13 protein-coding genes and 1 pseudogene are annotated in these 12,674 nt (G+C 65.2%); 8 read left to right on the plus strand and 6 right to left on the minus strand.

What is annotated here, in order from left to right:
* Nucleotides 1-2 precede the first annotated feature (2 nt).
* From LRX75_RS00990 to LRX75_RS01000, 3 genes are all read right to left on the minus strand, one after another.
* Nucleotides 3-611 (minus strand): pyridoxamine 5'-phosphate oxidase family protein, encoded by a 609-nt coding sequence (locus LRX75_RS00990; RefSeq protein ID WP_231811345.1) that lies wholly within the window; start codon nucleotides 609-611, stop codon nucleotides 3-5.
* A gap of 74 nt (nucleotides 612-685) precedes the next feature.
* The gene (locus tag LRX75_RS00995; RefSeq protein WP_231811346.1) at nucleotides 686-1,354 is read right to left on the minus strand and encodes a DUF2161 domain-containing phosphodiesterase; all 669 of its coding nucleotides are present in this window, start codon (nucleotides 1,352-1,354) and stop codon (nucleotides 686-688) included.
* Between the two features lie 70 nt (nucleotides 1,355-1,424).
* Nucleotides 1,425-2,228, minus strand: coding sequence for a GntR family transcriptional regulator (locus LRX75_RS01000; protein ID WP_231811347.1), 804 nt, complete (start codon nucleotides 2,226-2,228; stop codon nucleotides 1,425-1,427).
* 173 nt (nucleotides 2,229-2,401) lie between these two features.
* Here LRX75_RS01000 and LRX75_RS01005 point away from each other — a divergent pair, with 173 nt between their 5' ends.
* The 7 genes from LRX75_RS01005 (at nucleotide 2,402) to LRX75_RS01035 (ending at nucleotide 9,501) form a co-directional block, all read left to right on the plus strand.
* Nucleotides 2,402-3,661, plus strand: a complete 1,260-nt coding sequence (locus LRX75_RS01005) for an ABC transporter substrate-binding protein (protein WP_231811348.1) — start codon at nucleotides 2,402-2,404, stop codon at nucleotides 3,659-3,661.
* 166 nt (nucleotides 3,662-3,827) lie between these two features.
* On the plus strand, nucleotides 3,828-4,940 hold the full coding sequence (locus LRX75_RS01010) for an ABC transporter ATP-binding protein (protein ID WP_231811349.1): 1,113 nt from the start codon (nucleotides 3,828-3,830) through the stop codon (nucleotides 4,938-4,940).
* On the plus strand, nucleotides 4,930-5,820 hold the full coding sequence (locus tag LRX75_RS01015; protein WP_231811350.1) for a carbohydrate ABC transporter permease: 891 nt from the start codon (nucleotides 4,930-4,932) through the stop codon (nucleotides 5,818-5,820). The genes LRX75_RS01010 and LRX75_RS01015 overlap by 11 nt, the downstream gene beginning before the upstream one ends.
* Nucleotides 5,821-5,822: 2 nt before the next feature.
* Nucleotides 5,823-6,713: a carbohydrate ABC transporter permease gene (locus LRX75_RS01020; RefSeq protein WP_231811351.1), complete on the plus strand. Its 891-nt coding sequence runs from the start codon at nucleotides 5,823-5,825 to the stop codon at nucleotides 6,711-6,713.
* Between the two features lie 11 nt (nucleotides 6,714-6,724).
* On the plus strand, nucleotides 6,725-7,222 hold the full coding sequence (locus tag LRX75_RS01025) for a GNAT family N-acetyltransferase (protein WP_231811352.1): 498 nt from the start codon (nucleotides 6,725-6,727) through the stop codon (nucleotides 7,220-7,222).
* Nucleotides 7,223-7,353: 131 nt separating this feature from the next.
* Nucleotides 7,354-8,115, plus strand: a complete 762-nt coding sequence (locus LRX75_RS01030) for a transporter substrate-binding domain-containing protein (RefSeq protein WP_231811353.1) — start codon at nucleotides 7,354-7,356, stop codon at nucleotides 8,113-8,115.
* A gap of 3 nt (nucleotides 8,116-8,118) precedes the next feature.
* A complete protein-coding gene (locus LRX75_RS01035; protein WP_231811354.1) occupies nucleotides 8,119-9,501 on the plus strand; it encodes a GGDEF domain-containing protein in 1,383 nt (460 codons plus the stop codon).
* 34 nt (nucleotides 9,502-9,535) lie between these two features.
* Here the strand turns inward: LRX75_RS01035 and LRX75_RS01040 are convergent, their stop codons facing one another.
* The 3 genes from LRX75_RS01040 to LRX75_RS01050 all read right to left on the minus strand — a co-directional run bounded on the left by LRX75_RS01040 (nucleotide 9,536) and on the right by LRX75_RS01050 (nucleotide 12,013).
* Nucleotides 9,536-9,853 (minus strand): hypothetical protein, encoded by a 318-nt coding sequence (locus LRX75_RS01040; protein WP_231811355.1) that lies wholly within the window; start codon nucleotides 9,851-9,853, stop codon nucleotides 9,536-9,538.
* Nucleotides 9,854-9,941: 88 nt separating this feature from the next.
* On the minus strand, nucleotides 9,942-11,354 hold the full coding sequence (locus tag LRX75_RS01045; protein ID WP_231811356.1) for a sensor histidine kinase: 1,413 nt from the start codon (nucleotides 11,352-11,354) through the stop codon (nucleotides 9,942-9,944).
* A complete protein-coding gene (locus tag LRX75_RS01050; RefSeq protein ID WP_231811357.1) occupies nucleotides 11,351-12,013 on the minus strand; it encodes a response regulator transcription factor in 663 nt (220 codons plus the stop codon). Before LRX75_RS01050 ends, LRX75_RS01045 begins: the two co-directional genes overlap by 4 nt.
* 133 nt (nucleotides 12,014-12,146) lie before the next feature.
* Between LRX75_RS01050 and LRX75_RS01055 the strand changes: the two are divergent.
* Nucleotides 12,147-12,620: pseudogene (locus LRX75_RS01055) on the plus strand (hypothetical protein); the annotation flags it as partial.
* Nucleotides 12,621-12,674: the final 54 nt, after the last annotated feature.

The following is a 12,674-nucleotide window of genomic DNA, read 5'->3' on the forward strand; positions in this document are numbered from 1 at the left end:
CGCTACCACATCGTCCGGGCGGCGCGGTCCGCCCATTCGCGATCGTAGGTTTCCTTATCGAAGCTCGCCTTTGCCTGCTTCAGCAGTTCCCCGGCCGTTGGCAGAGTGGCCGGGTCTTGGAAGCGGGCGGGGTTCCAGAGTTCGGAGCGGATGAGCGCGCGGGCGCACTGGAAATAGACCTCGCGGATCTCGACCACGATGACGCTGCGCGGGTGCTTGCCGTCCATCTCGAAGCTTTCGAGCAGGTCGGGCTCGATCGAGACCGTCGCCGCGCCGTTGATCCGCATCGTCGTGTTGGAGCCCGGGACGAGCAGCATGAGGGCGACCCGCGGATCGCGGACGATGTTTCGCAGCGAATCGATGCGGTTGTTGCCGCGCCAGTCCGGCAGGAGCACCGTCTTCTCGTCGCGCACGCGCACGATGCTGGCCGCATCGCCGCGTGGTGAGCAATCCATGCCCTCCGGCCCGATGGTCGCAAGCGCCAGAAACGGCGAAGCCTCGATCATCGCCCGGTATCCCGGCGTCAGGGCCGAGGTGACTTTCGCCGTGGACGCCTCCGAGACGCCGTCATAAATGTCGGCAAGCTGCTCGATCGTGCGGATGGTCGTCATGGTCTCTCCCCCTGTGCTGTCGCTGATCGTCTATCACCGTTTTATGACAGTTTTCGGCCGGTACGAGCCAGCGGTCATGCCTCCGCCGCGTCGTCGATCTGCGGCCAGCGCTCCAGCGCCTTCATGCCGGTTTCGGTCAGGCGGTAGACCCCGCGTTCGACGCGTTCGAACCAGCCATAGACATTGTCCTGCAAGATCGCAGCCGCCTTGGGCGCCTTCGGCCGCATCTCCACAGGGCGCACCCGGCCTGCCCTGATCGCGGCGGCGCAGAGAAGCGCCTGCTGGCGGTAGGCGGTCATGATCGGTGCGCGCGCGCCGCCACCGGCGGTCGGGTCGCCCTGGCGCGCGCGGTGTTCCTTGACGAGGCGCGCCCGGCGCTTCGGGTTTGTGCGCGGCATGGGTGAGACGGCGCTGACGATGACGCTGACGGCGCCGGTATCCGCAACGCCCAGCATGCCGATGCCGAGCCTGCGGCAGAGGTCGCGATAGCGCTTGTCCGCCTCGCGCCCGCGTCCCTTCGCCGACACCCGCGCGGCGATCCAGACCTCGTCGCAGAGGCTCGCCCGGTCCACGGCCTGCAGGATCAGCTCCAGATTGAAGGTCAGCTTCAGCTCGCAGACGACGACGATGTCGGGCTCGCCCGCGCGCACGCCGACGAGATCGCAGCTCGCGACCTCGCCTTTGACCTCGAAGCCGAAGCTTTCCAGAAATGTCTTCACGGGCAGATAGAGAGTGGTTTCCACGAGCGCTTCCGGTGCAACGGCCGGCTTCTACCGCAGTTCGTCCTCAGGAGCGACCCCCGGAAAGCGCGCGCTATGACTGCGTCAGCGTCAGCGGATATCGCTCGGGGTGGTGGACGAGCGTCGTCATATTGATCGGCCGGTTGCGGCGATCGAACACGATTTGGTCGACGGTGAGAACCGCAGCCGGATGGGCGAGCTCCAGACGTTCGGCCTCCCACGGCGTAGCGATGCGGGCGCTGAGCGTCGTATGGCCGCGACCGGGCTGGATGTGGTAGCGATCGCGCAGTTCGGCATAGAGCGAGCGGTTGGCCCCGGTCCAGTCGAGATCGGCCAGTCCCGGCACCTGGGATGCCGGCAGCCAGTCCGTCTGGATGGCGACGGGCACGCCGTCGATCATCCGGATCCGCTTGAGGATGACCACCTCGGCCCCTTCCGGCAGGAACAGGGGCCGGGTGATGTCGGCGGCCGGCCTGTAGGCCTGCACCTCCACCAGCATGCTGCCCGGCTGCCGGTTGGTGGAAAGGGCGGTCGCCGTGAAGCTCTCCAGCACCTGCAGCTCATAGCCGCGCGGGCGCAGCGTGACGTAGAGGCCCTTGCCCGGCTGGCTTTTCACCATGCCCTGGCGGATCAGGTCCTGGATCGCGTGGCGCACCGTGATGCGGCTGACGCCGAAGGATTCGACGAGCTTGCGCTCGGACGGCAGCTTTCCGTTGTGCGGCAGGCGCCCGTCTTCGATGGCGCGCAGCAGCGCCTCCTTCACCTGCTGGTGAAGCGGCCGCGGATCGTCGTGACGCACCACGGTGGCAAGCGGCGCATCGACGTGTGCGCTGTGCGTCCCGTCCACAAAGATGTCTGCTGCCGCACCGTCGCCCAACCGGATTCCTTTCCTGCTCGTGCCATCATTACAGATCTTGTCACAAGCCTGAAATATAAAATTGAAGGGCGATTGACATAACTGGTCATATCCAGTCCAATCGTCATCAACGGCCGAAAAAATCAAAACGAAGACGCCGTCAGAGGAAAAAATCGAACAGGGGAACGACCGTCATGTTCAATCGAAAGCTTGCCTTCAGCCTTCCGCTTCTCGCCCTTCTGGGCGCCGGCGCGGCACACGCCGAAACCGTGTCGGTCTTCTGCGCATCGACCGAGTTCGAGCTCTGCACCAAGGCCGCCGCCGCCTGGAAGGAGAAGACCGGGAACGAAGCGAAGATCAACAAGATGCCGGCGCTTCTGGATGACGCGATCCCGCTCTACCAGCAGCTGCTCGCCGCCAAATCCACCGATGTCGACGTTCTCTTCCTCGACGTGATCTGGCTCGGCATGTTCAAGAACAACCTGCTCGACATCTCCACGCTCGTGCCCAAGGCCGATCAGGACCAGCACTTCGCCTCGACGCTGAACGCCGCCAAGCTCGACGGCAAGCTGGTCGCCATGCCGGCCTATATGGACGTCGGCCTGATGTTCTACCGGAAGGATCTCCTCGAAAAATACGGCAAGCCCGCACCCAAGACCTGGGAAGAGCTGACGGCCACCGCCAAGGAGATCCAGGACAAGGAACGCGCCGACGGCAAGGCCGACATGTGGGGCTATGCCTGGCAGGCCAAGAGCTTTGAAGGTCTGACCTGCGACGCGATCGAGCTGATCAGCTCCAGCGGCGGCGGCAACATCATTTCCGACGACGGCAAGGTCACGATCGACAATCCCGCCGCTGTCGGCGCTCTGACGCTCGCGAAAAGCTGGATCGGCACGATCAGCCCCGAAGGCGTGCTCAACTACGACGAGGAAGCCTCGCGCGCCGTCTTCGAGTCCGGCAACGCTGTCTTCCACCGCAACTGGCCCTATGTCTGGGGCACGTCGCAGACCAAGGGCAGCGCCGTCATCGACAAGGTCGGCATGATGCCGCTTCCGGTCGGCAAGGCCGGCGAGAAATCGTCCGGCTGCCTCGGCCCGATGTATTACGGCGTCTCCAAGTTTTCGACCAAGCCGGATGTCGCGGCGAACTTCGTCGATTTCATCACGGGGCCGGAAATGCAGAAGATGCGCGCCGTCGATGCCGCCTTCAACCCGTCCATCACGGCCCTCTATACCGATCCCGACGTGCTGGCGAAGATCCCCTTCCTCAAGGACAACCAGCAGGCCTTCGCCGACAGCGCCAGCCGCCCGTCCGGCTATACCGGCACCAGCTACAACCGCGTGTCGCAGGCCTTCTACCGCAGCGTCCACGACATGCTGTCGGGCAGCAAGGAGGTCGAGAGCGGCCTCAAGGATCTGGCCGCCCGGCTGGAGAAGCTGAAAGAAAGTCGCTGAGCCCTCCCAAGGCTGTCCGCCGTTTCCGTCCCGTGAAGGGTCGGAAACGGCGGCGCGATGTGGCTTCGGGACGCTCTCTCGTCTCATCCTCCCCTTTCCGCATGACCACGCACCGGCCGCGCCGCAGGTGCGGCGGCGTTCTCTTGTCTTCCTGATCGGATCTGCCATGGCATCCATCGCCCTTTCCTCCGTCACCAAAGCGTACGGCACGCACGCCGTCATCCGCGGCGTCGATCTTCACATCGCGGACGGCGAGTTCGTGGTGTTCGTCGGCCCCTCGGGCTGCGGGAAATCGACTCTGCTGCGCATCGTCGCCGGCCTCGTTCCCGCCACCAGCGGTCAGGTGCTCATCGATGGCGAGGAGGTCACGGACGTGCCCGCGTCCAAACGCGGCGTCGCTTTCGTCTTCCAGTCCTATGCGCTCTATCCCCATATGAGCGTCGAGCGAAACATCGGCTTCGCACTGGAAACCATGCGCCTCGGCAAGGATGCGATCCGCCGCAAGGTCGAGACGGTCGCCCGGATGCTGAAGGTCGATCACCTGCTCGCGCGACGTCCGCGGGAACTCTCCGGTGGTCAGCGCCAGCGCGTGGCGATCGGCCGGGCGCTCGTACGCGAGCCGGAAATCTTCCTCTTCGACGAGCCGCTGTCCAACCTCGATTCCGACCTCCGAATGGAAATGCGCATCGAAATCGCGCGCCTGCACGAGGACATCAAGACCACCATGGTCTACGTGACCCACGATCAGGCCGAGGCGATGACGCTTGCCGACCGGATCGTCGTGCTCAACCAGGGCTCCATCGAGCAGGTCGGTACACCGCTGGAACTCTACCAAACACCGGTCAACCGCTTCGTCGCGGGCTTCATCGGCAGTCCCCGAATGAATTTCGCCAACTTGGCAGCAGGCTCCGGGACAAACGGGTTCGCCTTGCCGCCCGGCCTTCTGGCCGATGGCAGTCCGCCCGCCTCCATCGGCGTTCGGCCCGAAGCGCTGACGATCGTTGCGGCTGGCGCCGGCCGGATGGACGGCATTCTGGAGCGCGTCGAGGACCTCGGCCACGAGCATTTCGCCTATATCCGCCTGTCCGACGAGACGATCTGGGTCGTGCGCGTCGCCGGCCGTCCCCCCGCCGAGCGACGCAATCAGCCGGTCGGGCTTTCCTTTGCGGATGCCGACATCTTCGTCTTCGATGGGGAGGGCCAGAGGATCGCCCACCGATCTTCGAGCGCGGTGCACGAAGGCGTTCCAGCCGAGGGGGGATTGCGCCATGAGCGCTAAGCTCGCCCGCCGGGAGCACAGGACGGCGTGGCTGTTCCTGACGCCGCTGGTTGTCGTCATGCTGATGGTTGCGGTCTGGCCGCTCGGCCGCACGTTCTTCTTCAGCTTCACGGATGCCTATCTCGACGATCCCACCGTGTACGGCATGGTCGGCATTTCGAATTTCATCGAGGTCATCAACGATCCCGCCTGGTGGTCGGCGGTCCGCAATACGCTGACCTTCGCCGTCATTTCGGTAGCGATCGAGACGCTGCTCGGTCTCGGCATCGCCCTGCTGCTCAACGAGGCGATTCCCGGGCGCGGACTTCTGCGCGCGGCGATCCTCGTTCCCTGGGCGATCCCCGTCGTCGTCGCCACCAAGATTTGGGAATGGATGCTGAACGATCAGTTTGGCGTCTTCAACCGCATCCTGATCTCCCTCGGGCTGATCGACCACGGCATCGCCTGGACGGCCAGCAGTTCGCTGATCATGGGTGTGGTGATCTTCATCGACGTCTGGATGACGACGCCCTTCATGGTGCTCCTGATCCTCGCCGGCCTCCAGACGATTCCCGGCGAGATGATGGAGGCGGCCGAGGTCGACGGCATCCCCGCATGGAAACGGTTCTGGTCGATCACGCTGCCCTTGCTGAAACCGGCCATCGGCGTTGCCGTGCTCTTCCGGTCGCTCGATGCGATCCGCATGTTCGACCTCGCCTATGTGCTCGCCGCCAGCAACCAGAACGTCATGACGGTGTCGATCTATGCGCGGGACCGGTTGATCAGCTTTCAGGAACTGGGCGTCGGTTCGGCGGCCTCCACATGGGTGTTCCTGCTGGTCGCTCTGGTCGCCATCATCCTTATTGGCGCGCTGCGCCTCGATCGGTCGGCGGGAGAATGAACATGGCCACGACGGCTTCCACCGCTGCGCCCCTTCGCATCAAGCGCCGGTCGTCGGCGCATTACCGCCTGCGGCGGCGGGTCCGGAAGGGCGCTCTCGGCGTGCTCATCCTTCTCGTCCTCGCCTACACGCTGTTTCCCTACTATTGGGCGATCGTCTCCTCCACCAAGCAGGGGGCGGAGCTCTACACGACCGCTTTCCTGCCGGCGCTGAACTTTAGCTATTACCGTCAGCTGTTCGACAACCCGGTCTTCATGGGTTCGCTCCTCAATTCTGTCTTCGTGGCAACGGGCACGACGGTCGTGTCGCTCGCGCTCGGCATCGTCTCGGCCTACGCTCTCGGCCGCCTGGAGTTTCCGCAGAAGCGGCTCGTGCTCATGGCGATCCTGATGATCTCGATCTTCCCGCAAGTCGCGGTCCTCTCCGGCATGTTCGAGCTCATCAACGCGCTCGGACTCTACAATCGCCCGAGTGCGCTGATCGTCACCTACCTGCTCTCCACCGTTCCCTTCACCACCTGGATCCTCACGACCTTCATTCGCGAGTTTCCGCGGGAGCTGGAGGAGGCGGCGCTGATCGACGGGTGCTCGCATTTCCGGATTCTCACCCGGATCCTGCTGCCGCTGATGGGGCCGTCTCTGGCCAGCACCGGTATTCTCGCCTTCATTCTCGCCTGGAACGAGTTCCTGTTCGCGCTCACCTTCATGCTGACGGACGAGAATAAGACCGTTCCGGTCGCGATCGGCCTCATCGGGGGCACGACGCGCTATGAATATCCGTTCGGCCAGATCATGGCCGCTTCGGTCACCGTTACACTGCCGCTGATCATCGTCGTTCTGATCTTCCAGCGGCGCATCGTGGCCGGTCTCACCGCCGGCGCGGTCAAGGGATAGGGAATTCTGCCATGGACATGCTCGTCAACCTTTACGACCTGAAGCCGGATGCGGCACTGGATGAAAAGGTGGCCACCGAAGGCGTCGTCATCCGCCGCGCCCTGCCGCCGGAGCTGCATACGATTGCGGCCTGGATCGGCCCGCGCTTCGGGCAGGGTTGGGTCAGCGAGGCGACCGTGGCGATGATGCGACAGCCGGTCTCGCTGCTCGTCGCCGTCAGACAAGGCGAGGTCGTCGGCTTTGCCTGCTACGACGCGACCGCACGCGGATTCTTCGGGCCGACCGGTGTGGACGAGGCCATGCGCGGCAAGGGTATCGGTCACGCGCTGCTTCTGAAGACCTTGCTGGCCATGTACGATCAGGGCTACGGCTATGGCGTCATCGGCGGCGCGGGACCGACCGGTTTCTACAAGCGTGCCGTCGGCGCCGTCGTGATCGCCGGTTCGGAAGAGGGCATCTACAAGGGCATGCTTACGGCGGCCCACGCGACCGGTATCGACTATAGCTAAGCGCCCGTTGCCGTTGCGTGTTCCGATCGAATACCCCTCAAATCGATGAGAGTAAGAATAAGTTTACCTAATTTCTGGACCCGCCGTTAACAGCCCTCGGCCATCATGCGCTCCGAAACCGGAGATCCACCATGATATCCAGACGCACGCTTGCAGCGCTCCTTCTGACGCTCGTCTCCGCCAGTCCGACGCTGGCGGAGGATCCGGTCCTGCGGATCGGCACGGAGGGGGCGTATCCCCCGTTCAACTTCATCAACGAGAAGGGCGAACTCGCCGGTTTCGACGTCGATATCGCCAAGGCACTCTGCAAGGAGATGCAGCGGACCTGCACCTTCGTCGTCACGCCCTGGGCGGAGATCATCGAGGGGCTGGAGCAGAACAAATACGACCTCATGGTCTCCAGCATGGCCTTCACCGAGGAGCGGGCGAAGCGCATCGCCTATTCCGATCCCTACTACCGCTCGCATGCCGTGTTCATCGGCGATGCGAAGAAGTATCAGGACATCAGCCCGGAGGGCCTTGCCGGCGCGCGCATCACGGCGGGAAAGGGGACGATGCAATCGCAATATCTGTCCAAGGTCTATGCCAAGAGCACGCTCGTCTTCGGCGAGGACCAGCCGCAAGCCCAGTCATTTCTCGAGCAGGGCAAGGCGGATCTGATGCTTGGCGATGCGATCGAACTGATGAGCTTTCTCGAAAGCGCCGAAGGGTCCGCCTTCGAGTTCATCGGCGATCCCGTCACCAACGATTTTCTCCAGAGCACGGCGCATGTGACGGCGCGCAAGAGCGATACGGCACTGCTGGAGCAGGTCAACGCGGCCATCAAGAAAACCCGTCTCGACGGCAGCTACGAGCGGATCAACGACATCTACTTCCCCTTCAGTATCTATTGATCCATGACCTTTCTGCGTAAACCCCGGCATGGCATTTCGATGCGGATCGTCGGCAGGGTCGCCCTGCTGCTGGTCTGCCTTTATGCCGGGATTGCCGCAACCTACTCCGTGCGGTTTCTGAACGGGATCGAGCGGGACGCGCAGACGGCCCGCGACGAGCAGATTCCGCTCATCCTGTCCCAGAACCGGAACGCGCTGAAGATCGAACGGGCCGCATCGCTCATCCGGTCGGTCTACCTTGCCCATGACCGCAAGATCGAGCGACAGATCCAGCTGCAGCTGCAAACGCTCTGCCAGAGTTTTACGCTCGATGAAAACCAGACGCTGATCGCCGGCGCGCGCGATATCGCCGCCTCCGTCAAGGTGATCGTGTCGACCCGCGAGGCTGCCCGGAAGCTGCGCGATCTGGGCGATGCCGAGATGACGGCGGAGACCGCAACGCAGATCAAGAATACGGACGCGGCGAGTGCTGAGGCCTACCAGCATGCCATCCGCACGGCCGACCGTCTGAGCGAGACGCTGGCAACGGACGCGGTGGCGCTGGCCGACAGCATGGCCTCCACCATCGGCAGTGCCGCGCGCGAGGTCAAGCTCGGCTGGACGCTGATCCTCACGCTGCCGGTGTTGTTTCTCGTCGTGACGCTTTGGGTGGTCAGCCGCCATGTCATGGCGCCGATCGGCGCGGCGGTGGCGCGGCTCGAAGCGATCGGCAGCGGCAATGCCGAGGGCGACGCACCGCGGACGCCGGTCTTCCATGAGCTCGCAACCATCGCCGGTGCGGTTGAAGCCTATGGCGCGCTGTCGAGCGATCTCTCACGCACCAACACGCTCCTGAAGATCCTCTCCGACCGCGACGGACTGACGGGCCTTGCCAACCGCCGCTCGCTGCAGGCTGTTCTGGATGCCGCGTTCCAGGCCGCGACAGCCGGCGGTCCGGATGTCGGCGTGATGATGATTGACCTCGACCACTTCAAGGCGATCAACGATACCTATGGCCATCATGCCGGCGATGCCTGTCTCGTGGCGGTGGCTGCCGCCCTGCAGCGGTTCGAGGAGGACGCCGGGGTTCGCGTCGGCCGCTATGGCGGGGAAGAATTCGTGGCCGTCCTGTCCGGGCAGGGTCGTGCAGCTCTCGCCGGGATCGCCGAGCGCATCCGCGCGGAGATCATGGCGCTGGACGTGCGCAGCGAGGAGGGCGGGCGGATCGCGCTGACCACAAGTATCGGTGTGTCCCACATGGCCGGACGGCCGCTCGATGGCGTCCATCGCCTGGTTTCCGAGGCGGACTCTGCGCTCTATCAGGCCAAGCGCGAAGGCCGAAACCGCGTCGGCTTCGCCGATCTTTCCGGACCCCGGGATATCCCGAAACGAAACAGGCAGGCCTGAGCCTGCCTGTGCAATGTCTTACCGGACTTTAAGTTCAGCGCGTACGGCCGTAGAGCCAGGCCAGTCCGGCAACGATGGCGGCGGCGGCAAGCGGCTTCTCGCGAATGCGGCCTTCGATGTCGGCCAGATAGCCGTCGATCGAACCCTTCACGTCGGACGAGGCGGACGGGCGGTTGCGGAAGCGGCTTTTGCCGGTGTCGCCGGTGGTGGAGGAAACGGCAACCGGATCCGAGGCGGGGAACGTATCTTCCAGCGCCTTGTCGAGATCGCTTTCCGTGCCGCGACGCTCGCGGTCGCCCTGCTCGTTCTGCAAAGACCGTACAGCCGGGGAAATATTGTTCTGGTTTGCCATGGTCACTCCTTCGGTTCGATATGCGCGTTAACGGGCAGTTGCGGGCGAAGTTCCACGCGGCGGGCGGTATCCGGACGGCGCTCCTGCGTCAGCCGTCGGCACGATCTGCGCGCGGTATCGCCGCCGCTGTCTGTGCCGTGGCGCGGGGCAGGGTGAGGCGGACCGTCAGGCCACCTGCGGGGCGGTTGGCCAGGACGATGCTGCCGCCGTAGAGTTCGGCGACCTCACGCGCGATCGTCAGCCCGAACCCGTCGCCCTGAACGGTCTCGTCCATGCGCGTTCCGGGCAGAAACGCGTTGGCGATCCGGTCCTCGGCGATCCCCGGCCCGTCATCCTCGATGCTGATAACGACCGTGCGGCCTTCGACGACTGCCGTAATGCCGACGGCGGTTCGGGCCCATTTGCAGGCATTGTCGATCAGGTTGCCGAGAATCTCGTCGAGATCGTCGGCCGCGCAGGCGACCGCGATGTCGGCGTGGACGGCGCAGTCGATGGCCAACCCCCGGTCTGCATGGATGCGCGAAAGGATCTGCACGAGATCGGCAAGGCTCGCATGAAGGTCGGTCGCGGCCCCCATGCCTGCGCCGGACATCGTCTTGCGAGCGCGCGCGAGATGATGGCGAATGCGCTCGTCGATCCGCTCCACCAGCCGGCGCATCTCGCCGTCCGGGTCGTTGCGATCGTCGAGCGCGAGCGACAGGCTTGCCACGGGCGTCTTCAGGCCGTGGGCGAGGTTGGCGAAGTGCAACCGGGTGTCGGCGAGGCGCTGGACGTTCGTGGCGATGAGCCGGTTGATCTCACCTGCCACCGGCCGCAGCTCTTCGGCCTGGGCGTCGGGCAGCGTTTCGCGCGACCCTTCCGCGACGTCGGCAATATCCCGCGTGAGCCTCTTCAAGGGGCGCAGACCGTAGCGCACCTGCAGCAGGGTGCCGAGGACGAGGCTGATCCCGAGAACCGCCATGGCCGGCACCAGCCAGAGGAGGGCCCGCCGTGCCGGATCGTTCAGCGCCGCCTGCGGCGCCGTCGCGGAGATGTCGAGCGTTCGGTCGCCGATGCGGGTCTCGACCGTGCGGATGTGCAGATCCCTGCCGCCATCGTCGGCAGCCTCGGCCCGTGTCTGCGGATCGCCCGCGCCGGCCCGATGCCGGCCGGGCATCGGGCGCGGCGGGCTTTCGATCGTGCGGCGGCCGAGGGACAAGGAGGTGATCGGCGCGCCGTCTCCCGTCACCTGCCAGTACCAGCCGGAGCCGATGCGGTCGAACGGCGGGCCATCGAGCGCGGCGCCGAGCGCCAGCGAACCATCCGGTTGGACCACCAGCGTGCCGCGCAGCGCGTCGATCTGGGTGTCGAGCCGCTGGTCGATCTGCTCGCGCACGACGCCGGCCACGATCAGCCAGAGGATGACGGCGGCGACGATCACGGCTGCCGTGACGAACAGCGTCGAGAAGATCAGGAGCCGGGCGGAGATGGTCGATCGCGACGGGAGGGCGAGGAGCTTCATGGCGCGGCCGTCAGCATGTAGCCCCGGCCGCGAACCGTCTCGATCCGCTCCGCGCCGATCTTGCGGCGCAGCCGCGCGATGATGACCTCGATCGAGTTGGAATCGACCTCCGCGTCGCCCTCATAGACCCGCTCGATCAGCTCGCGACGATCGACGATCACCTCCCTGCGCAGGATCAGGCAGGAGAGCACGCGCCATTCGAGCGCCGTCAGTTTCAGCGGCAGGCCCTCCAGCTCGAAGGTGCCGAGCTGCGCGTCGAACACGAGCGGACCGCAGGTGACGAGCGACGCGGCGTGGCCCGTGGCGCGGCGCACGAGCGCGCGCAGGCGCAGGACGAGTTCCTCCACCTTGAACGGTTTGGTCATGAAGTCGTCGGCACCGGCCTTGAAGCCGGCGACCTTGTCCGGCCACCCGTCGCGCGCCGTCAGGATCATGACCGGGAAGAGCCGCTCCGCTTCCCGCCAGGCCTTGAGCACGGAGATGCCGTCCTTGCGAGGCAGGCCGAGATCGAGCACGGCGACGTCGAAGATCTCGGTGAGGCCGGCATGTTCCGCATCCTCCCCATTGGTGGCGATGTCGACGACGAAGCTTTCCGCACGCAGGCTGGTGGCGATGCGCCGGGAGAGATCGGCGTCGTCCTCGACTAGAAGAACTCTCATGGCATGCCGTTTCCCGCTGATCGTGGAGGATGACATAGGGCGCGGCGGCTTAACGCAAACTGAACCGCGGGGTTCAGGCTGCCGGTGGCAGGGTCTTGCTAGAAAGGTCCGGTCAACACGACAGGAGAACACGATGTCCAACGAAGAAACCCACACCGGCGCAGAACAGGCCGTCCCGCATGTCGCAACGGACCGCCCCGCGCCGCCCCACCGCAGGCGCCCGTCGCGGCTGGCGTTTACCGGCGTCGCGGCCATTGCCCTGCTCGCCCTCGGCGTCGCCGGCGGCGCCGGTGCGATGAAGCTCGCCAAGCCGAGCGTCGAGATGGCGCCGATGGCGCCCGTCGCCATCGCCACCCTGCCGGATGGCGACCTCGTCACCATCAAGGGCAAGGTGGCCGAGGTCTTCGGCAACAAGTTCGTCCTTCAGGATGCCAGCGGCCGCGCTCTGGTCGAGACCGGCCCCTCCGGCGAGGACGGCAAGCTCGTGACGGTCAACGAGGAGATCAGCATTCAGGGCCGCTTCGATGACGGCTTCCTGCATGCGAGCTTCCTCGTCCATCCCGACGGCAAGATCGAAGCGCTCGGCCCGGCGGGCAAGCCGCCGCATCACGGCCTCGGACCGCGTCCCGGTCCCGATGGCCCGAAGGGGCCGAAAGGCGGC

This window comes from Rhizobium quercicola (assembly GCF_021168455.1).
Classification (GTDB): Bacteria; Pseudomonadota; Alphaproteobacteria; order Rhizobiales; family Rhizobiaceae; genus Ferranicluibacter; species Ferranicluibacter quercicola.